Source organism: Mesorhizobium caraganae (assembly GCF_016836705.1).
In the GTDB taxonomy this organism is placed as follows: Bacteria; Pseudomonadota; Alphaproteobacteria; order Rhizobiales; family Rhizobiaceae; genus Mesorhizobium; species Mesorhizobium caraganae.
This window is the reverse complement of the sequence record NZ_JAFCGY010000001.1, coordinates 1,455,695-1,475,038: the sequence shown is the minus strand read 5'-3', so window position 1 is coordinate 1,475,038 and position 19,344 is coordinate 1,455,695. Positions and strand designations below refer to the sequence as shown.

Genomic DNA, 19,344 nt, shown 5'->3' with positions numbered 1-19,344 from the left:
TTATATAAGAGAGAGATGGAACATTCGCTGTCGGCCACTGTTTTCCTAACCAGGAGGAACAGCCATGGCGGACGACAAGACCAACACCGATTTCCGTGACCGCGAGCGACTGTCGGGAGACGACGGCTATGAGGTCGCCCATTTCGCAAGAGAGTTCCAACTTACGATTCCTGAAGTTCGGGAGCTCATCAGGAAGCATGGCAACGATCGCGCGACGCTTCAGCGCGAAGCCATGTTGCTGGGCGCCTAGGTGAAGCCATCTGATCTAGGACCGCCCCTTCCGGGCCAGCGACATGGCGGCGAACCGGCTGACGAGCGGGAGAACTTTTATCAGTGCCCGACATGCGGGCAACTGGTTGACATGCGCGACCTGCGCCAGGTGTTCTGGCACGAAAAGCCAAAGCACAAGCCGCTTCTATTGCTGGTGGATTAGTTCGCAGCCCCGCCACCTCGGATCGTCAGAAACGCAAAAAACCCGCCTCGGCGTGGGGCCGAGACGGGTGAGGCCTAGGGTTGGAAATGACCAGGAACTTCCTGGGCCGTAGAAAACTACCCTCGCAAGGGCGAAGGTTCCGTCAGCAACCTTCCGTCGTCGTTTTCATCTGACCTGGCGCAGCAGATTTTGCATCTGTATCCTGTTGGCCGGGGGCCGCCTGTTTGGCGCTGCCCGTTTGTTGACCTGGCGCGCAATCCTTAGCCGAATTCGAGTTCGTCCCACTCGTGGTAGTCGAGTCGGTTCCCTGGTCAGTCGTAGTGCTCGGCATCGTCGTGGTTGTTGACGATCCGCCTGTCGTTGTCGAGGATCCGCCTGTGGTGGTGCCGGTCGATTGTGCAAAGGCGAACCCAGTTGATAATGCCGCAATGGCTGCAGCGCAAAGAAGCCGTTTCATTCTGAACTCCGTATTTCGCACGTCCCTTCGGTGACGAAACATCTCAGCGAAACGACGGTTCCAAGAAAATCAGGAGCTCGCTGTCACGCATCACAGTGCCTCGGGATTCGACAATCTGGCTACAGATACTGCATTATCATGTCATTCCCAGACGGACATGACCGGCTTTGCGCGATCGAATGGCTGGTCCAGAGATTGGCTGTCGAGCACTCTTGCGCACGCCCGATCCGATCGTTGCCGCCGAACATCTCAAGGCTGCCGGGGAGGACTATGGCACCCTGGTTTTCACCAGCGCCGTCAAGGCCGACACCGCGGAAGGGATGACTGGACTGGATATCAGCACCGCAAATTACAGAAAACCCGCCGCCCCATCCACGGCAGCGGCGGGTCGATCCCGCTTTTTGGGCTGGACCTGCGGCAGGCGAATTTGAGGGACTGCGCCTGCCGTCAGCACAAACCTTTGACGATCACTTACGTTCCGAATGCATGGGTCTTGGAACCTTATGCGATTTCTTCGTCGATTTCTTGGCCTGGATGCCTTGGGTCCTCGCGGGCCGGCCCTGAAGGTGAAAAGCCATATCGCCACCGACAATAGAATGTGGCGCCGCCGGCAGAGAAAAGCATACGGATAAAGCCCCTGAGAACCGCATATTAGCAACCCCTTGACTAACCGCCAGGCCGCGCCAGACTCTTGGTATGGCTAGGGGTAGCAGCTTTAAGGTAGGCGACGAGGTTGCCGTCACAGCGGTTGTGCGCGGTCGGGTGACACCCGATCGCATCAGCGTAACCATTCCTTCCTACGCCTTCCCACATTCGGTTGTCGATTCGACTTCGAAGGCCGTCATCGGAGTTGACCGGCAAGGTCACGCGCGTCGAGGGCGACAAAGTGACGATTAGCCTTCGGCCATTGGTGACTGTCGACGCTGAGCATGTTCGCCTGGTCGAGAGCTGTGTGACGCCGAAGCGGAAAATGCCGCTTGTCGATAAGGCGTAGGCCGAAAATGACCAAGCTGTCTCTTGGCCCACCAATCCCCAGTAAGCGACGCGGCGCCGAGCCGACCGACGAGCGAGACCATTTCTACAACGGCCCAAACTGCGGCCAGCTGGTCGACCAGCGCGACGTCCGGCAAGTGTTCTGTCACGAAGCGACGGGTCACGATCCGTTGGAACTAGAAGGCACGGCCAAGGTGCTGCCGTTCCCGGCGATGCGGCGTCTGAAATAGCCAACGTTGAGGTCGATCATGAACTCATCGACCAAGCGCGACAGCTTCGCCGTCAACTCGGTTGCTGGCATGGATGGTCTCCCGGTCTGCGCGGGTGCGATAAGGTGATTTGATCGGAACAGAGCGGGCCAATCGGCGTTGTGTCACCGGCAAAACAAGGCAATTGGGCGTTGAAAAAGAAACCTCCGCTACCCGCGAATTCGTCAGTCAAACTTGAGCGCACCGATACGGGCTGGCTGCTGTTCATTGTGCTGCCAGGATTGGGCGAGACCGGAATAACCACTCCGCACAAGACATTCGATGAGGCGATTGCCACTGTAAAGGGGATGTTTGAGGTCGAGTAGTAGGTAGTTTCCTGCTGAACTGGTCGTCGAAAGGCGCTATGCTGAACGGACCACGATCTGCGCCTTCGTGCGCTGTTACTCAGGAAAGCAAGACGATAGATTTAGGAGGTGCTATGATAGAATTCATTCTGACAACATTGGACGGGCAAAAGCTTCGCGGACAAAATGTATGTCACCAAATCCTCCCTCTGATGGCAACCGTCGCCAGCATCGCCAACGCGCCAGTGGTGACATAGCCATCCTCATGTCAGGAGTCGCGATCACACTTGAGGCTTTGCTCGTCGTAGCCGAAGAGGCCAGAACCCCACGCTCCGGCCCATCCGTCGCGCCTGACGCCGGATGAACATCTCCTAGGCCTGGAGAGGTTCAACCGATGGCTGTTACCGAGTGTTGAAGGCCGCCAGCCTTGCGTTAGCAGCCGGCTCGCAGGAGCCAGGAGCAACGGGAACCGCCTGCCTACTCTTCTGCCTCCTTCAGCGCGTCACCGTGCGCCTTCTGTTCGCGCTCCCATCTTGGCTCTCGTTGACTTCCTCTTTCTCCAGCTCCTCTCGTCGCTGTCTGATGGAGTTCGTCGTGCTCTCATGGCGGCTACGAGCGCGCGCGAACGCGGCATTAGCCTTGGCGATCATCCGCTCGCGTTGCTTCTTCGCACGCTCGCTCCTGGCCTCCGCCTTTGCGCGATTGAGGGCCTCATGTTTTCTTTCCCTTTCGAGAGCGGCCGCCGCGTTCCGTTTCGCTTTCTCGTCGGATTTCATTTCGACGTGCTTGCTGGTGTCCGCGCGCTGTCCACGACCCTGCGGAGCCCGCTGGACCCCCTCCGGTGCTTTCGGAAGCACAGCCTTTTCAGTGAATTTCCCATGCGATCCGACCGGCCGCCGCAACACCACGCCTGGCGCGGCCATGGTTGCTTCCACCACTTTGGGGTCTTCCGTCGGTTTCGCGAATCCGCGTTTAAAGATGTCGGGATCGGCACCCCAGGCCTCTGCGGCAGCTTTCATCGATGGTGCTGCGACGGCAAGGTCAAAGAAGCCAATCGAGGTTTGATAGACTTTTAGTTTCTTCGCCATCCGATGGAGACCTTACAAGTGTCCTTTCTGGATTGCGCTTCAATTCACCTTTGCGCACCGGAGGCAATAGTGAAACACTGCTAGAGGTGCAGAGCAACCTATGGTGTCGCCATCGGTCGATGGCTGCCCATTCAGCCGGCCCGCCTTCGAAGGCGTGGAGCCACGACGAAAGCATTGGCGAACGTCCACTCAAAGCATTTCGCCCAGCTTCTAATCCGATACGGGATCGTCCTTGGACCCGGTGAGTTCTCCGACATGGTTCACGACATCAAGACTGGTTACGCCAGGGTGATTGGGAAGCGATCGAAAAAGACAGGTCGTGGGATCCAGTAGGCCCACAGCCGGCGCTAGAGCCTTAAAGGGGTTTGAGCCCGTGACTTGGACGTGGCCCCCAACCGGAACATCGGAAGTTCTGGCGCATTGCTAATGGACGCCATTTCAACTCACTGCCTGCGGATTCAAAGTGCGACCCTCAATCACAAATCTATGGGACTTGGTGCGAGAAAGCGTAGTCGGCTTCATCAACGACAATGCTCTTGGTCATGGCGCTGCGATGGCTTTTTATGCCGCCACGTCGCTTGCGCCGATCGTGCTGATTGTGGTCGCTATCGCAGGTCTCGTTTTCGGTCATGATGCCGCGCAATTGGCTTTGTCTGCCCAGATCTCGGGGCTGATGGGGCCAGAAAGCGCCGATCTCCTGCAGACTGCGCTGGAGAGCGCATCGAGCAAGCTATACAGAACCTGGGCCGCCGTGATCGGGCTAGTCACCTTGTTGGTGGCTGCGTCTGGCGTGTTTGGCGAAATGCAGCAGTCGCTGAACACGATTTGGAGGGTCGAACCGCAGGGCAATTCCTTGTCGCGTCTGGTGCGGGCACGTGCCGCTAGTCTGGGGTTGGTGGCTTCGCTAGGTTTCCTGTTGCTGGTCTCTCTCATAGCGAGTGCTGCGATTTCGGCGCTGGGTAATCTCATCAACGCCCATCTGCCGTTCGGCACGATCATCCTCAGCATGATCAATGCCGTCGTTTCCTTTGCCCTCATCTCCCTGATGTTCGCATCCATTTACAAAGTTTTGCCCGATCGAAGGCTCGAATGGCGGGATGTAGGGATTGGTGCTGTTGTGACCGCTGCCCTGTTCACGCTCGGAAAATCACTCATTGGCTGGTATATCGGCACCAGTGCGATTGCGTCCTCATATGGTGCCGCTGGTGGACTGCTCGTCATACTCCTCTGGGTTTACTACTCATCGGAAATCTTTCTTTTCGGCGCCGAATTCACGCGCGCCTATTCCGTTCGGCACGGCAGCAGGTCCGATCTGGACGCGCTGGTTCACAGTGCTTTGCCCGCAAGAGATGTCCCATTTCGTGCAAAGAAAACGTCCAGCCCTGCCGGCGTTGTCGCGCTGATAGCGGTGGCGTGCGCGAGCGCAACGTTGACCACCCTTATGCTGGGTCTTCGCCGGTCGTAAACCTCGCGGCAGGCGCTCGGCAGGCATGCCAAGACAAGGAATGGCGAGGCAATGGATTCTGCTAATCTCAACACGAAACGGATCGTCACTGTGTTCGGCGGAACAGGCTTTCTCGGGCGCAGGATTGTGAAGCGGCTCCTAGAAGGGGGCTTCACGGTCCGCGCCGCATCCCGCCACTCGGCTCGCGTGAGCCCGATCTTTTCATCGACCGGAAGGATGCCCGAAGCAGTCGAGGCGGATATATTGGATGCGTCCTCGATCGGCTCGGCCATTGCCGGATCAGAGGCGATCGTGAATGCCGTCAGTCTTTATGTCGAGCAGGGAGTCCAGACATTCGAACGCGTGCACCACGTGAAAGCCGCGGCTGATCTCGCCGCCGCGGCGCGCGATGGCAAGGTCGACCAGTTCATCCACATTTCGGGGATCGGCTCCGACCCTAAATCGGATTCGAATTACATCGGGGCACGTGGGCGCGGAGAAGTAGCGGTGGAGAGCGCGTTTCCCGGCGCTTTCATTGTGCGTCCCGCCGTCATGACAGGACCTGACGACGCTTTCCTCACGACTATTGTGAGACTGATACGCCTCCTGCCAATCTATCCGGTGTTCGGCGATGGTGGCACGCGGCTTCAATCGGTCTACGTGGAAGACGTCGCAAAAGCAGTGAGCGGGCTGATCGACGGGCGAAACCCCAAGGGTTCCTCCATATTCGAATTCGGTGGCCCGCGCATTTACACCTATAAGGAACTGCTTTGGGAGATCGCCCGACAGCTCCATACTAACGTCAAGCTGATGCCGGTGCCGTTTGCGGTGTGGAAGGCCTTGGCTGGCGTCGCGGAACTCCTTCCGGCCGCGCCCATCACGCGCAACCAGGTCGATCTTATGCGTCACGACAATGTGGCAGCAATCGGCGTCCCGGGCCTGAAGGAACTCGACATCGAGCCACGGGACATCGACGAGGTGATCCGCTTGATCGAACAGCGCGCGTAACGCAGCTTCGCGCTGGGCCGGTGGCTATACCGATCGGTTGGCCCCCGCCCAGCGTGTGCCGGCCATCTTCCTCTGAAATCATCAAGCCCGAACACCTACTTTGCGGGCGGCGCGTTCGCGTCTGGGCAATCGGGGTTTGATGACCATTCCTCACACGGGGAGGGCGAATCGCCAAGCTTGCCGTTACGTTCCACGAGTTTTGCGAATCCGTAGGCGAAGGCGAAGAGAAGCGCGAGGACAACCACTATTCGGACGGCCATTCGGGATCATAGCAGGATCTCGCTAGCGATTTGACCAGCTACAGGTAGAAGGCGAGCGCCTAATGCGTCTAGCGCTTCTTGTCCGGCGTCACGGCGTGGTTTGTGAAAACCAGCTTGCGGTCGTCGCGGCTTGCCTCGCGACAGGGCTGGCAACAGAGCACCTTGATCAGATCCCAGTGCAGCAGCCGTAGTCGTCGCCCAGGCGGCGGGCGAGTGGCGGCACGTCGATGACAGTGGTGAGTGGCGTGACAAGCCGGACGCCTATATGCTTCGGCGGAATGTAGGGGAGCCACAATGGCCTACACTGTCATCTGGTATGGAAGACAGGGCATCATCGACAAGATGACTTTCGACGCCGAGAAGGTCGCGAAAGACTATGCAATCTCCATGTTCCAGACCCGAAAGGGCGACGATGGGATTGTGTCCGTTGAAGTTCGCAAGGACGACGGCGCTGTCGTCTTCAGCCACGCGGAGAATTAGGAAGGCCCGCGTCTCGCGCGGCCTGCCGCACAAGCCATTTGGCGGCTCTTCGCGGAGGGGCCTTGCCCTGCTTCTGCTGGTCGCGTGTTCGCTTGTTGCAAACCCCGAAACATAAGCCGTTTGAAAATGCGAAGGGAAAAAGCCCGCTGCCTGGGCGGGTGGGCTGTTGGGGCGGCAGCGGGCTTCGTTGCTAGGCAACATCGAGACCATGAGCCGGTGCTAATGCGGAAGACCTTAACGGAACCCGGACAATTTTACCGATCGGCCCGTCGCCTGTGGATACTGGGCAAACGCTGTGTGGCGACCGTCTATTCTGATCCGGTCCTGGTCAGCTTTTTCTAGGGGCTACCGGCGAGACTTTTAGGTCAACGTCCGCAGCCGCGCCTTCGCGCCGCGCGCGATGGCCGCGGCGGTCAGCGTATCGAGATCGAGTTGGCGCCGGATGAGCTGCAGCACCCGCAATTCCTCCATGCGCATTTCGAGATCGACGGCGGCAACCTCAAAGGCGGCGGCATAGGCGGTGTCGTGCAGCCGCTCGGGCAAAGCCTTGCCAACACGCTCGAGAACGCCTTCCAGCCCATCCTTTTCATGCAGCATCTTCTGGCAGTCCTGCGCGATGGCAATCAGCCTGTCCTGATTGAAATCCTCGAACACCGGCCAGCTGCGGACGACGTCGCCTATGCGCGCCAGTTCGACATCGGTCATGTCGCGGTCGGATGCGGAGGTGATGACCATCAGGTAGATCAGAGCTTCATGCGTGGACGGCAACGGCATTCAAAACTCCTTGATATTGGGTTTCGAAGGTAGGAACGCGGTCTCCGCGCCGCAAGGAAAAACCGCCGCGCGCGTTGACGCCCAAGGCGTGCACGCCTAGAGACCGGTTGAAAAACTCCGATCCGGCGATGCCGGTGCATGATTTGGAAGACAGCGACATGACGGGATCAAACATCGTCGATCTCAATCCCGAGATGCTTGCGGCAGCAGCCGAAAGCAAGGCCTGGCCGTTCGAGGAAGCCAAAAAGATCATCGAGCGCTACAAGGGCGCCGATTTCCCCGAGACCGTCCTGTTCGAGACCGGCTACGGGCCGTCGGGCCTGCCGCATATTGGCACGTTCGGCGAGGTCGCCCGCACCTCGATGGTGCGCCACGCCTTCCACGTGCTGACCGGAAACAAGGTCAAGACCAAGCTTCTGTGCTTCTCCGACGACATGGACGGCATGCGCAAGATCCCCGACAATGTGCCGGATCGCGCAGCGCTCGAGCCATATCTGCATATGCCCTTGTCGTCGGTGCCCAATCCGTTCGGCGGCGACTATGCGAGCTTTGCCGACCATAACAACGCAATGCTGTGCCGTTTCCTCGATACGTTCGGCTTCGACTACGAGTTCGCCAGCGCGACGCAGTATTACAAGGCCGGTCGCTTTGACGCGATGCTGCTGCGTGCGGCCGAACGCTATGACCAGATCATGGCGGTGATGCTGCCGACGCTTGGGCCGGAGCGCCAGGCGACCTACAGCCCGTTCCTGCCGATCTCGCCGAAGAGCGGCCGGGTGCTCTACGTGCCGATGAAGCATGTCGACGCCAAGGCCGGCACCATCACCTTCGACGATGAGGACACCGAGACCACGCTTTCGGTGACCGGCGGCAGGGTGAAGCTGCAGTGGAAGCCGGATTTCGGCATGCGCTGGGCAGCACTTGGCGTCGATTTCGAAATGTTCGGCAAGGACCACCAGACCAATGCGGTGGTCTACGACCGCATCTGCAACATCCTCGGCGGACGCGCGCCGGAGCATTTCGTCTACGAGCTGTTCCTCGACGAGAACGGCCAGAAGATTTCGAAGTCGAAGGGCAACGGGCTGACCATCGACGAATGGCTGCGCTATGCGCCGACCGAAAGCCTCGGCCTCTACATGTACCAGCGGCCCAGGCAGGCGAAAAAACTCTATTTCGACGTCATCCCGCGGGCCGTCGACGAGTACTACACCTTCCTCGGCGCCTATCCGCGCCAGGACTGGAAGGAGCGGCTGGGCAATCCGGTCTGGCATATGCATGACGGCAAGCCGCCGGCGATCGACCTGCCGGTGCCGTTCTCGCTGCTGCTCAATCTGGTCAGCGCCTCCAACGCGCAGAACAAGGATGTGCTGTGGGGCTTCATCTCGCGCCATACGTCCGGCGTGACGCCGGCAACGCATCCCGAGCTCGACCAGCTGGTCGGCTTCGCAATCCGCTATTTCGACGATTTCGTGAAGCCGACGAAGACGTTCCGGCCGGCCGACGACGTCGAACGCGCAGCACTCGAAGCTCTTCGCAACGCGCTTGGCGCCCTGCCCGCGAGCGCCGATGGCGAAGCGATCCAGAACGCTTCGCTCAACGTCGCGCGCAAGATCGAACGCTATCAGGATCATTCCAAGCAGAGTCCGGACGGGGGCCCCGGCGTTTCCGGCGCTTTCTTCCAGATGATCTACCAGGTGCTGATCGGCCAGGAACGCGGCCCGCGCTTCGGCTCGTTCGCGGCGCTTTACGGCATTGCCGAGACGCGCGCGCTCATTGAGCGGGCGCTGGCTGGTCAGTTGGCGGCGTAACGTCCGTCCCGGCCGGCGCGACATCTGTCGCCGGGGAATCGAGGATCGGTTGCGAGGCCGTTGGGGCGGCAACCGGCGTTGGCGCCGGTGGCAGGCCGCCGAGATCGGGCGCGGCGCCGAAGATGCCCTTTTTGGCGGTGCGCGCCTTGTCGCCCGCTTCGACATAGGGGCCGCCGGCGACCGCGCGCGCCCAGCCGTTTTCGACCAGCCACTGGCCGACATCCTGCTTGCCGATGCGGCACTCGGCGACGATCAGGTTGCGGTCGGCCTCCGGCGGCACCTTGCACGCCACGGCCCGGCCGCGCAGGAGAGACCGGAACGCGGTGCGCGCGCGAACGCCGCAAGCCCAGGACTTGCCGTCATCGGTGCAGATCTCGTCTTGCCTGACGATGTCGATGCCGGAAACCGCCACGGAATAACCATTGGCTTCGATCAGGCCGGCGGCGGATGCGACCGGCTGGAACAGTTTTGTCCCGCCCCAGTCGTCGACTGCTTTCGGCCGGCGCGGCTTGGGCGGTCCGGCCAGCGCCAGATCGCTCAGCGGTGCGCGCGGTTCGACCCGTTCGAGCTCTGACGGCAGCGGCGGCGGTGCGATGGCCTCTGGATCGATCGCTCTCGAATGCACCGGAGGCGAAGGCACCGGAGGACTGGGGGGCTGGATCTCGGGGATCGCCGACGTTGCCGGCTCTTCGGGCACGATGTCAGCGGCCGGGTCGATCTGGTCGATGACGACGCTGCTCTGCTCGGGCTGCAGGACGCGGCCACCGGCGACAACCAGGGCCACCATCGCCGGGACCGCCAGCACGGCCAGGGCCAGTTGTACCAGCCGCACTACTGGCTTGCCCAGACGATCCGCGCCACCCATTCGACATCGCGCAACGCGATGTCGCGGTCCGGGTGGTCGGGATTGAGCGAGATCAGCAGGATCGATTTCGCCGTCTGACGGTCGAGCACCTTGGCCATGACCTCGCCGGCATTGGTCTTGACGACGACGCGGTCGCCCTTGCGGGTGGCGGCGCCCGGCTCGACAATCAGCACATCGCCATTGCGATAGAGCGGCAGCATGGAATCGCCCTGCACCTTCAGCGCATAGGAGGTTTCCGTCGCCCGCGCCGGAAGCTCGACCAAATCCCAGCCCTGGCCGGAGGGATAGCCGGCATCGTCGAAGAAGCCGCCGGCGCCGGCCTGGGCAAAGCCAAGCAGCGGCACCGCTGAACGCTGCGCTGTCGTGGCGCCTGAAGCATCCCTGGCGCGGCCTTCGACCAACCCGGTGAATTCGTCGAGCGAGGCGCCCGTCGCCTCGATGATCTTGGCCAGCGATTCGGTCGAGGGCCAACGCGGCCGGCCATCCGAGGACAACCGCTTCGACTTGTTGAACGCGGTCGAATCAAGGCCGGCACGCCGCGCCAGGCCCGAGGCCGACAGCGAATAACGCTCGGCGAGAGCGTCGATGGCGGCCCAAACGCGGTCATGCGAGAGCAATTCGCTCTCCTCAAAAACAGGAAAAAATACCTTTCCTTCATAAGAGCCGAGGGCAGCCTTGTCCAGCATTTGTCTTGGCCAGGCGCCAGCGCGGCGCAGTTTTGCACGCCCTATTCCGCCTTGACGTCGAGCGGCCGCGGCTCACGCACGCCAGTGTCGCGCGCCAGCCAGTCGGGCAGCACGGCCCGCAATGCCTGGACTCCCCTCGTCGCCATTTGTGACCATTCCAGCAGCGGCCACAGGGTCAGCTGCACGACATCATTGCGTGGCACGCCGGCCGCGCCCATGGGGGCGTTGCAAGGGCCGGGAACACGGTAGGTGCCGAACATCCAATCGAAGAAGGGGAATAGATTGGCGAGGTTCTTGCCGTAGGCCTCGGGCACATCGGCATGGTGCCAGCGGTGGAAGCGCGGCGAAGCGACCAGCATGCGCAGCGGGCCGTGACTCCAGTCGACATCGATGTGGACGTAAATGTTGTGCAGCAGCAGGATCAGCGCACCGATGCCGATGGCGTCCGCGGGCAGACCGAGCCAGGTCAGCAGGACGGTGTAGGAGCCCCACATCACCAGCATCTCCAGAGCGTGGACGCGATAGGTTGTCAGCCCGTTGACGACCGGATCGGAGTGATGGATCGCGTGCACCGGCCACAGCCATTTCATGTGCATGAGGCGATGGTTCCAGTAATTGGCAAAATCGTGCGCGAGTATGGCGACAAGGCTGAGCGCCCAGACCGGCAGGTTTCCCCAGACGGCGCCTGGCACGCTGGGGATGCCCAGCAGCCCATAGAGCGTCTCGATTTCCCCGGAGAGCAGCCAGAGGCCAGGGATCAGCACGATGTTGATGTGGAAGATGGCCAGCGTCGCCGCCACGCTTTCCACGGCGCGCCGCGACCAGGAAATCCGCCAGCCCTTGCGGGCAATATCGAGGGCGAGCAACAGGAGCAGGAAGGCAAAGACGCATTGCTTGCCGGGATCGCTCGCCTGGCCGCGCCAGGCATCGAAAATGCCGGTGATGAAATTGACAATGCCGTCCACGCCGCGCCCCTAACCGCGCCGGGGAGCGAAAGCGACCCGTCGCAAAGCCCGGCCCGGCAGGGGCAGCCTTAACGGAATTTGTTTAAGGCCGGTTGAATCCGGGCTTTGGCATTGGATCTTTTCCCCTGCGGCCTCAAACCCCCTTGGCCAGGCGGCGCAATCCCTGGTGGGAGGTCATGAAGGTCCGCTCGGCCTCTGTCGGCGGCCGCGGTTGAACGGAACGGCCAAGTGCCGCCACGGCCTCGCCGATGTCGACAAAGCGGCGGCCGGGACGGTCATAGACACCGCCCATCGTCATGATCAGAGCAGCCGTCTCGCCATTGTCGAGGACAAACCGGTGCCTGCCGATGACCTGGGTACCTTCCCAGGTCTCGATCGAGGACATCACCTCAAAGCGACGCCACAGCCTGATCTCGCGCACATAGACCGACTCCAGACCTCCGATCATAGGCGCCCAGCCTTTCTTGCGCGCCAGCGCGATCAGGCCGACGCGCAGGAAGATGTCGATGCGCCTACAGCGCCGCGCGTCCTATTGGACGCGCTAAGGACGCTGTAGCACTTTGATTTGGCGCATGATCCTTTCCGAAAATCGATTCCGATTTTCGGGGTCATGCGCGAGATCGGCCAGCATCATGTAGCGGGCGTTGTTGAGATGGCTGTTGAAGTCGATGTCGGTCGGCAGGCGGCGGAAAGCCAGGCGGCTTTCGCTGCCGACCATATAGGGGCCACGGCGTGATGCCGTGGCCATCATGCGCGCCAGGCGCCCCCAGACATACATGGGGCGCTAGATCAAGCGGCCTTCTTCACTTCGCCCTTCGCATAGGGGTCGAAGCGCTGGTAGAAGGTCTCGCCCTTTTCGGCCAGCTCGAGCAGCAGCTTTGGCGCCTTGAACTCGGCGCCGTATTTCTTCTGCAGGCCCTTGGCTATTCTGACGAACTCCTTGGCGCCGATGCCGTCGATATAGGACAGCGCGCCGCCAGTGAACGGCGCAAAGCCAAAGGCGAGGATCGAGCCGACATCGGCCTCGCGCGGGTCGGTGACGATGCCCTCTTCCATCACCCTTGCCGCTTCCAACGCGATGGTGACCAGCAGGCGCTGCTGCAGCTCCTCATAGTCGACCTTCTCCGGCTTCAGCTGCGGATAGAGATCCTTCAGCCCCGGCCACAGCTTCTTCTTGGCGGGCTTTGCGGGATAGTCGTAAAAACCCTTGCCGTTCTTGCGGCCGAAGCGGCCATGGGTCTCGACCAGCGTGTTGATCAGCGCCATCTGCTTGGGGTCGACGGCCTTGTCGCCGAGGTCCCTGATGGTCTGCTTCATGATCTTCTGCGCCAAGTCGATCGCCGTCTCGTCGGTCAGCGCCAGCGGGCCGACCGGCATGCCGGCGGCCTTGGCGGCGTTCTCGATCATCGGCGCCGGAACGCCCTCTATCAGCATCTTGTAGGCTTCCGACATGTAGCGCAGCACGCAGCGGTTGACGTAGAAGCCGCGCGTGTCGTTGACGACGATCGGCGTCTTCTTGATGGCGCGCACGAAGTCGATCGCGGTGGCAAGCGCCTTGTCGCCGGTCTTCTTGCCCAGAATGATCTCGACCAGCATCATCTTGTCGACCGGCGAGAAGAAGTGGATGCCGACGAAATTCTTCGGCCGCGCCGAATTCTTGGCCAGCGCGGTGATCGGGATGGTCGAGGTGTTGGAGGCAAAGATCGCCGGCGATTTCAGCACCGCTTCCGCCTGTTCGGTCGCAGCCTTCTTGACGGCCGAATCCTCGAACACCGCCTCGACGACGAGGTCACAGCCGGCGAGATCGGCATAGTCCGCCGTCGGCGTGATCAGCGACAGCAGCGTCTCCTTCTCCTCGGGCTTGGCGCGGCCCTTCTTGACCTGATCCGAGATCAGGCTGTCGGAATGCGCCTTGCCCTTCTCGGCCGACGCCATGTCGCGGTCGAGCAGCACGACCGGGATGCCGGCCTTGGCGGTGACAAAGGCGATGCCGGCGCCCATGAAGCCGGCGCCGAGAATGCCGATCTTCTTGAACCTGGTTTCCGGCACGCCGGCCGGGCGGCGAGCGCCCTTGTTGAGCTCCTGCAGCGAGACGAACAGCGAGCGGATCATCGCCGCCGCTTCCTTCGACTGCATGATTTCGGTGAAATAGCGCTGTTCGATCCGCAGACCGGTGTCGAACGGCACCAGCAGGCCCTCATAGACGCATTTCAGGATGGCCGCGGCGGCCGGATAATTGCCATAGGTTTCGCGGCGCAGGATGGCGATGGCCGGCGGCCACAGATTGAAGCCGGCGGGCGAATAGATCTGGCCGCCCGGCAGCTTGAAGCCCTTCTCGTCCCAGGGCTGGACGGCTTTCAGGCCGTTTTTGATCATCGCCTTGGCGGTCTCGATCAGCTTGCTCGGTTCGGCGATCTCGTGGATCAGGCCCATGGCCTTGGCCTTCTGCGGCGACAGGTTCTGGCCTGTGGTCAGCATCTGCAGCGCCTGCTGCTGGTCGGTCAGGCGCGGCACGCGCTGGGTGCCGCCGGCGCCGGGGAAGATGCCGACCTTGACTTCCGGCAAGGCCATCTTGACCTTGTCGCTATCGGCTGCAACGCGGCCATGGCAGGCAAGCGACAGTTCGAAGGCGCCGCCCATGCAGGTGCCGTTGATGGCCGAAACCCAGGGCTTGCCCGAGGTTTCGAGCTTGCGCCAGAGCGCGCCCATACGGCCGGCATTGTCGAACAGAAGCTTCGCCGCCTTCTCCGGATCCTTGCTTTTCTCCTTAGCAAAAACCGTCAGCATCTTCTGCAGCATGGTGAGATCAGCGCCGCCGGAGAAGCTGTCCTTGCCCGAGGTGATCACCGCACCCTTGATGCCGGCATCGGCCACCACCTGGTCGATGATCTTGTCGAGCTCGTTCATCACCTCTTCGGTGAAGACGTTCATCGAGCGGTCCGGCATGTTCCAGGTGACCAGCGCAATGCCGTCTGCGTCGGTGTCGACCGTGAAGTTCGTGTGGGTCATGTCTCTCTCCTTCCGGCCGAAAATCAGACGCGTTCGATGATCGTTGCGGTGCCCATGCCGGCGCCGATGCAGAGCGTCACCAAAGCGGTGTTGAGGTCGCGACGTTCCAGCTCGTCGAGCACAGTGCCCAGGATCATCGCGCCGGTGGCGCCGAGTGGATGGCCCATGGCGATGGCGCCGCCATTGACGTTGATCTTGTCGTGCGGGATGTCGAAGGCCTGCATGTAGCGCAGTACCACCGACGCGAAGGCCTCGTTGAGCTCGAACAGGTCGATGTCCGACAGCTTCATCTTGGCGCGCTTCAGAAGCTTCTCGGTGACATCGACCGGGCCGGTCAGCATCAGCACCGGCTCGGAGCCGATATTGGCAAAGGCGCGGATGCGCGCGCGCGGCTTCAGCCCCATCGTCTTGCCGGCCTTCTTGGAGCCGAGCAGCACGGCGGCCGCGCCATCGACGATGCCAGACGAATTGCCGGCATGGTGGACGTGGTTCACTTCCTCGACTTCCGGATGCTTCTGCACGGCAACCGCGTCGAAGCCGCCCATTTCGCCAGGCATGACGAACGACGGGTTGAGCGAGGCCAGCGACTGCATGTCGGTCGACGGCCGCATATGCTCGTCATGGTCGAGGATGATGAGCCCGTTCTGGTCCTTGATCGGGATGACCGAGTTCTTGAAACGGCCGTCGGCCCAGGCCTTGCCGGCGCGCTTCTGGCTCTCGACCGCATAGGCGTCGACGTCGTCACGCGAGAAACCGTATTTGGTGGCGATCAGGTCGGCCGAAATGCCCTGCGGCACGAACCAGCCGGGCAGGCCGACGGACGGATCCATGAACCATGCGCCGCCCGAGGCGCCCATGCCGACGCGTGACATCGATTCGACGCCGCCGGCAATGACGATCTCGTCCGCCCCTTGCGCGATCTTGGCAGCGCCGAAATTGATGGCGTCGAGACCCGAAGCGCAGAAGCGCGAAATCTGCATGCCGGGCGCCTTGTTGTCGTAGCCGGCCTCGAAGGCGGCGGCACGCGGAATGACCGAGCCGGCCTCGCCGACCGGATCGACGCAGCCGAAGATGATGTCGTCGACATTGCCGGTGTCGAGCCCGTTGCGGTCGCGCAGCGCCTCGAGCGTCCTGGCGGCGAGCCGCACCGCCGGCACTTCGTGCAGCGAGCCATCTTTCTTGCCCTTGCCGCGCGGCGTGCGCACGGCGTCATAGACATAAGCTTCGGCCATTTTCTTGCTCCTTGGGTTTGCCGGTCGTGGCTCTCAGAGAGAGCGGCCGATCAGCAATTTCATGATCTCGTTGGTGCCGCCGTAGATGCGCTGGACGCGGGCGTCGCGGAACATGCGGGCGATCGGATATTCATTCATGTAGCCATAGCCGCCATGCAATTGAAGGCATTCGTCGACGACTTTTCCCTGCAGGTCCGAGAGCCAGTATTTGGCCATCGATGCCGTCACCGGGTCGAGGCCGCCATTGATGTGGCGGCTGACGCAATCATTGTAGAAGACGCGGCCGATGGTGGCCTCGGTCTTGAGTTCGGCGAGCTTGAACTGGGTGTTCTGGAACTCGATGATCGCCTTGCCGAAGGCCTTGCGCTCCTTGACATAGTCGATGGTCAACGCCAGCGCGCGCTCAATCATGGCGATGGCGCCGGTGCCGATCTGCAGGCGTTCCTGCGGCAGTTGCTGCATCAGCTGGATGAAGCCTTGTCCCTCTTCATGACCGAGCAGGTTGGAGGTCGGCACGCGCATATCGTTGAAGAACAATTCCGACGTGTCGTTGGCCTTCAAGCCGATCTTGTCGAGGTTGCGGCCGCGCTGAAAACCATCGACCTCGTCGGTCTCGACGACGATCAGCGAGGTGCCCTTGGCGCCCTTGGCCGGATCGGTCTTGGTGACGACGATGATGAAATTGGCGAGTTGGCCATTGGTGATGAAGGTTTTCGAGCCGTTGATCTTGTACTGGTTGCCGTCCTTCTCGGCGCGCGTCTTGACGCCTTGCAGGTCGGAGCCGGCGCCGGGTTCGGTCATGGCGATGGCGCCGATCAGTTCGCCAGTCGCCAGCTTCGGCAGCCATTTCTTCTTCTGCTCTTCCGAGCCGTAATGCAGGATGTACGGGGCGACGATCGCATTGTGCAGGCCGATGCCGAAGCCGTCGACGCCGACATGGCCAATCGCCTCGATGATGGCGCTCTCATGCGCAAAGGTGCCGCCGGAGCCGCCGTATTCCTCGGGCATGGAGGCGCAGAGCAAGCCGGCCGCACCCGCCTTGCGCCAGCTCTCGCGGTCGACCATCTCATTCTTCTCGAACTCGTCGTAGCGCGGCGCGATCTCCTCCGACATGAAGCGATGCGCCATGTCGTAGAGCATGCCGACCTCGTCCGCCGCCCAGGCGGGCTTCGGCAAAGAGAGCACTTCGGCTGGATTTGTCATGCCGTTTCTCCCGCGCCGGCGTCCCCCTCCCCCTTGTGGGGTGGGTGGCCGCGAAGCGGCCGGGTGGGGTCGCCGATGACGTGGTCGACCTTGTCCTTCAACACTTGCACCGAATGCATTTGCGATCTTCCTCCTGCCAGCGCTCCCATGGGAGGCCAGCGCACTTCACGCAGGACCCCTCCCGGCCCTTCGGGCCACCCTCCCCTCAAGGGGGAGGGGGACGCTGGCCATTTTTAGAACGCTTCCGCAGGTAGCGCCATTAGCGTGTCCGCACCACTGGAAATGCGGGCGAGATGCGCCGACGTCTCGGGCATGATCCGTTCCATGAAGAAGCGTGCCGTCACCACCTTGTTGTCGTAGAAGGGCTGCGAGCCGTTGGCGCCGGTCTTACCTAGCGCGGCCTTGGCCATCTGCGCCCACATGTAGCCCAGCGCCACCAGGCCGAAGAGATGCATGTAGTCGGTCGAGGCGGCACCGGCATTGTCGGGCTTGGCCATGCCGTTCTGCAGCAGCCACATGGTCGCCGCCTGCAGATCGTTGAGGCCCTTCTTCAACGCCCTGGTGAACGGCGCCAGCTTCTCGTCGGAACGGTTCTCCTCGCAGAACTCGCCGATGTCCTTGAAGAACGCCTGGATGGCGCGGCCGCCATTCAGGCCGAGCTTGCGGCCGACGAGGTCGAGGGCCTGGATGCCGTTGGCGCCTTCATAGATCATGGCGATGCGGGCATCGCGCACGAACTGGCTCATGCCGTGCTCTTCAATATAGCCGTGGCCACCGAACACCTGCTGCGCCATGACAGCGTGGTCGAAACCCTTGTCGGTGAGCACGCCCTTGATCACCGGCGTCAACAGGCCGGTGTAGTCGTCGGCGGCCTGGCGGTCCTTGTCGTCGGCGGAGCGGTGGGCGATGTCGGACTTGATCGCCGTCCACAGCGCCAGCGCGCGGCCGGCCTCGTTGAAGGCCTTCATGGTCATCAGCGAGCGGCGGATGTCGGGATGGACGATGATCGGATCGGCCTTCTTATCCGGCGCCTTGACGCCTGAGAGCGAACGGCCCTGCAGCCGTTCCTTGGCGTAGGAGACCGCGTTCTGGTAGGCGATTTCCGACAGCGACAGCCCTTGCAGGCCGACGCCGAGGCGGGCTTCGTTCATCATCGTGAACATCGCCTTCAGGCCGCCATTCTCCTCGCCGAGCAGCGTGCCCTCGGCCTCGTCATAGTTCATGACGCAGGTCGAATTGCCGTGGATGCCCATCTTCTCCTCGATCGAGCCGCAGGAGAGCGTGTTCTTCTCGCCCGGATTGCCCGACGCATCGAGCTTGAGCTTCGGCACGATGAACAGCGAGATGCCCTTGACGCCTGCCGGCGCGCCTTCGATGCGGGCCAGCACCAGATGGACGATGTTGTCCGACATGTCGTGCTCGCCGGCCGAGATGAAGATCTTCTGGCCTGAAATCTTGTACGTGCCGTTGCCGTTCGGCACCGCCTTGGTGCGCAGCAGGCCAAGATCGGTGCCGCAATGCGGCTCGGTCAGGTTCATGGTGCCGGTCCAGGCCCCCTCGACCAGCTTCGGCAGCCATGTCGCCTTCTGCTCGTCGGTGCCGTGGGTGATGATCGCGGCGATCGCCCCTTGCGTCAGGCCGGGGTACATCATCAGCGCCATGTTGGCCGAGACCATGTATTCGGCGACCGCCGTGTGCACGGCATAGGGCAGGCCCTGGCCGCCGAACTCGACCGGTGCCGCCAGCCCCATCCAGCCGCCTTCGCGATACTGGTCGTAGGCCTCCTTGAAGCCCTTCGGCGTCGTCACCGAGCCGTCTTCATGGCGCACGCAGCCTTCCATGTCACCGACACGGTTCAAGGGATGCATGACGTTTTCGGCGAGCTTGGCGCCCTCGGCGAGGATCGCCTCGACCACATCGGGCGTCGCGTCGGCAAATCCGGGAAGGTTGGAATAGCGCTGGTAGCCCAGCACCTCATTGAGCACGAACAGCGTGTCCTGGACCGGAGCCCTGTAGATCGGCATGTGTTTCCTCCACCATGCGGGTCTTTGGCCGCGAGATCAGGCCCCCGAAACATAAGCTCGGG

Annotated in this window: 19 protein-coding genes and 2 pseudogenes; 8 read left to right on the top strand and 13 right to left on the bottom strand. The window is 61.9% G+C overall.

The genetic code is table 11. The annotated features are described in order from the left end of the window. The first annotated feature begins 64 nt into the window (after nt 1-64). The 4 genes from JQK88_RS07095 (at nt 65) to JQK88_RS07080 (ending at nt 2,457) form a co-directional block, all read left to right on the top strand. Complete coding sequence (locus JQK88_RS07095) at nt 65-250, top strand: DUF3606 domain-containing protein (protein ID WP_203277848.1); 186 nt, start codon at nt 65-67, stop codon at nt 248-250. Between the two features lie 852 nt (nt 251-1,102). Beyond that, a complete protein-coding gene (locus JQK88_RS07090; RefSeq protein ID WP_192248377.1) occupies nt 1,103-1,321 on the top strand; it encodes a hypothetical protein in 219 nt (72 codons plus the stop codon). Between the two features lie 570 nt (nt 1,322-1,891). Beyond that, entirely contained in the window at nt 1,892-2,113 is a 222-nt protein-coding gene (locus tag JQK88_RS07085) for a hypothetical protein (RefSeq protein ID WP_192248371.1), read from the top strand. 170 nt (nt 2,114-2,283) lie between these two features. Further along, nucleotides 2,284-2,457 (top strand): hypothetical protein, encoded by a 174-nt coding sequence (locus JQK88_RS07080; protein WP_192248368.1) that lies wholly within the window; start codon nt 2,284-2,286, stop codon nt 2,455-2,457. A gap of 473 nt (nt 2,458-2,930) precedes the next feature. Here JQK88_RS07080 and JQK88_RS07075 read toward each other — a convergent pair whose 3' ends face one another. Next, entirely contained in the window at nt 2,931-3,524 is a 594-nt protein-coding gene (locus JQK88_RS07075; protein WP_203277847.1) for a cell envelope biogenesis protein TolA, read from the bottom strand. Nucleotides 3,525-4,020: 496 nt separating this feature from the next. Here JQK88_RS07075 and JQK88_RS07070 point away from each other — a divergent pair, with 496 nt between their 5' ends. From JQK88_RS07070 to JQK88_RS07060, 3 genes are all read left to right on the top strand, one after another. Beyond that, entirely contained in the window at nt 4,021-4,989 is a 969-nt protein-coding gene (locus JQK88_RS07070; RefSeq protein WP_312037243.1) for a YihY/virulence factor BrkB family protein, read from the top strand. 51 nt (nt 4,990-5,040) lie between these two features. After that, nucleotides 5,041-5,976: a complex I NDUFA9 subunit family protein gene (locus JQK88_RS07065; RefSeq protein ID WP_203277845.1), complete on the top strand. Its 936-nt coding sequence runs from the start codon at nt 5,041-5,043 to the stop codon at nt 5,974-5,976. A 554-nt stretch (nt 5,977-6,530) separates the two neighbouring features. Beyond that, nucleotides 6,531-6,716 carry a hypothetical protein gene (locus JQK88_RS07060; RefSeq protein ID WP_192248356.1) on the top strand — a complete coding sequence of 62 codons (186 nt, stop codon included), beginning with the start codon at nt 6,531-6,533 and terminating at the stop codon, nt 6,714-6,716. A gap of 360 nt (nt 6,717-7,076) precedes the next feature. On the opposite strand, the gene JQK88_RS07055 is transcribed toward JQK88_RS07060, so the two are convergent. Together JQK88_RS07055 and JQK88_RS07050 are read right to left on the bottom strand one after the other, a co-directional pair. Then, nucleotides 7,077-7,490 carry a tellurite resistance TerB family protein gene (locus tag JQK88_RS07055; protein WP_192258856.1) on the bottom strand — a complete coding sequence of 138 codons (414 nt, stop codon included), beginning with the start codon at nt 7,488-7,490 and terminating at the stop codon, nt 7,077-7,079. Beyond that, nucleotides 7,468-7,665 (bottom strand): hypothetical protein, encoded by a 198-nt coding sequence (locus tag JQK88_RS07050; protein WP_192258855.1) that lies wholly within the window; start codon nt 7,663-7,665, stop codon nt 7,468-7,470. The genes JQK88_RS07055 and JQK88_RS07050 overlap by 23 nt, the downstream gene beginning before the upstream one ends. Between JQK88_RS07050 and JQK88_RS07045 the strand changes: the two genes are divergently transcribed. After that, complete coding sequence (locus JQK88_RS07045; protein WP_192258854.1) at nt 7,649-9,298, top strand: lysine--tRNA ligase; 1,650 nt, start codon at nt 7,649-7,651, stop codon at nt 9,296-9,298. The two genes, JQK88_RS07050 and JQK88_RS07045, sit on opposite strands and share 17 nt — an antisense overlap. Here JQK88_RS07045 and JQK88_RS07040 read toward each other — a convergent pair. The 10 genes and pseudogenes from JQK88_RS07040 to JQK88_RS07000 all read right to left on the bottom strand — a co-directional run bounded on the left by JQK88_RS07040 (nt 9,261) and on the right by JQK88_RS07000 (nt 19,282). Beyond that, complete coding sequence (locus JQK88_RS07040) at nt 9,261-10,130, bottom strand: thermonuclease family protein (protein ID WP_192258901.1); 870 nt, start codon at nt 10,128-10,130, stop codon at nt 9,261-9,263. The two genes, JQK88_RS07045 and JQK88_RS07040, sit on opposite strands and share 38 nt — an antisense overlap. Further along, complete coding sequence (locus JQK88_RS07035) at nt 10,130-10,780, bottom strand: S24 family peptidase (RefSeq protein WP_203277844.1); 651 nt, start codon at nt 10,778-10,780, stop codon at nt 10,130-10,132. Before JQK88_RS07035 ends, JQK88_RS07040 begins: the two co-directional genes overlap by 1 nt. Nucleotides 10,781-10,890: 110 nt before the next feature. Then, on the bottom strand, nt 10,891-11,814 hold the full coding sequence (locus JQK88_RS35985) for a sterol desaturase family protein (protein ID WP_203277843.1): 924 nt from the start codon (nt 11,812-11,814) through the stop codon (nt 10,891-10,893). A 133-nt stretch (nt 11,815-11,947) separates the two neighbouring features. Beyond that, a pseudogene (locus JQK88_RS07025) lies at nt 11,948-12,325 on the bottom strand (thioesterase family protein); the annotation flags it as partial. A gap of 102 nt (nt 12,326-12,427) precedes the next feature. Further along, a pseudogene (locus JQK88_RS07020) lies at nt 12,428-12,592 on the bottom strand (thioesterase family protein); the annotation flags it as partial. A gap of 11 nt (nt 12,593-12,603) precedes the next feature. Beyond that, entirely contained in the window at nt 12,604-14,823 is a 2,220-nt protein-coding gene (locus JQK88_RS07015; RefSeq protein ID WP_192258851.1) for a 3-hydroxyacyl-CoA dehydrogenase NAD-binding domain-containing protein, read from the bottom strand. Between the two features lie 23 nt (nt 14,824-14,846). Continuing rightward, complete coding sequence (locus tag JQK88_RS07010) at nt 14,847-16,055, bottom strand: acetyl-CoA C-acetyltransferase (protein ID WP_192258850.1); 1,209 nt, start codon at nt 16,053-16,055, stop codon at nt 14,847-14,849. A 33-nt stretch (nt 16,056-16,088) separates the two neighbouring features. Further along, nucleotides 16,089-17,258: an acyl-CoA dehydrogenase family protein gene (locus JQK88_RS07005; protein WP_192258849.1), complete on the bottom strand. Its 1,170-nt coding sequence runs from the start codon at nt 17,256-17,258 to the stop codon at nt 16,089-16,091. Then, on the bottom strand, nt 17,255-17,377 hold the full coding sequence (locus JQK88_RS36895) for a hypothetical protein (protein ID WP_281434852.1): 123 nt from the start codon (nt 17,375-17,377) through the stop codon (nt 17,255-17,257). The genes JQK88_RS07005 and JQK88_RS36895 overlap by 4 nt, the downstream gene beginning before the upstream one ends. A gap of 114 nt (nt 17,378-17,491) precedes the next feature. Beyond that, entirely contained in the window at nt 17,492-19,282 is a 1,791-nt protein-coding gene (locus JQK88_RS07000) for an acyl-CoA dehydrogenase (protein ID WP_192256916.1), read from the bottom strand. Between the last annotated feature and the right edge of the window lie 62 nt (nt 19,283-19,344).

Excerpts from the sequence above, each read along its gene's own strand:
- JQK88_RS07085 (WP_192248371.1), top strand. The coding sequence starts at position 1,892 with ATGACCAAGCTGTCTCTTGGCCCACCAATCCCCAGTAAGCGACGCGGC.
- JQK88_RS07055 (WP_192258856.1), bottom strand. The coding sequence starts at position 7,490 with ATGCCGTTGCCGTCCACGCATGAAGCTCTGATCTACCTGATGGTCATC.
- JQK88_RS07000 (WP_192256916.1), bottom strand. The coding sequence starts at position 19,282 with ATGCCGATCTACAGGGCTCCGGTCCAGGACACGCTGTTCGTGCTCAAT.
- JQK88_RS07075 (WP_203277847.1), bottom strand. The coding sequence starts at position 3,524 with ATGGCGAAGAAACTAAAAGTCTATCAAACCTCGATTGGCTTCTTTGAC.
- JQK88_RS07010 (WP_192258850.1), bottom strand. The coding sequence starts at position 16,055 with ATGGCCGAAGCTTATGTCTATGACGCCGTGCGCACGCCGCGCGGCAAG.
- JQK88_RS07045 (WP_192258854.1), top strand. The coding sequence starts at position 7,649 with ATGACGGGATCAAACATCGTCGATCTCAATCCCGAGATGCTTGCGGCA.
- JQK88_RS07060 (WP_192248356.1), top strand. The coding sequence starts at position 6,531 with ATGGCCTACACTGTCATCTGGTATGGAAGACAGGGCATCATCGACAAG.
- JQK88_RS36895 (WP_281434852.1), bottom strand. The coding sequence starts at position 17,377 with ATGCATTCGGTGCAAGTGTTGAAGGACAAGGTCGACCACGTCATCGGC.
- JQK88_RS07065 (WP_203277845.1), top strand. The coding sequence starts at position 5,041 with ATGGATTCTGCTAATCTCAACACGAAACGGATCGTCACTGTGTTCGGC.
- JQK88_RS07015 (WP_192258851.1), bottom strand. The coding sequence starts at position 14,823 with ATGACCCACACGAACTTCACGGTCGACACCGACGCAGACGGCATTGCG.
- JQK88_RS07050 (WP_192258855.1), bottom strand. The coding sequence starts at position 7,665 with ATGTTTGATCCCGTCATGTCGCTGTCTTCCAAATCATGCACCGGCATC.
- JQK88_RS07005 (WP_192258849.1), bottom strand. The coding sequence starts at position 17,258 with ATGACAAATCCAGCCGAAGTGCTCTCTTTGCCGAAGCCCGCCTGGGCG.
- JQK88_RS07095 (WP_203277848.1), top strand. The coding sequence starts at position 65 with ATGGCGGACGACAAGACCAACACCGATTTCCGTGACCGCGAGCGACTG.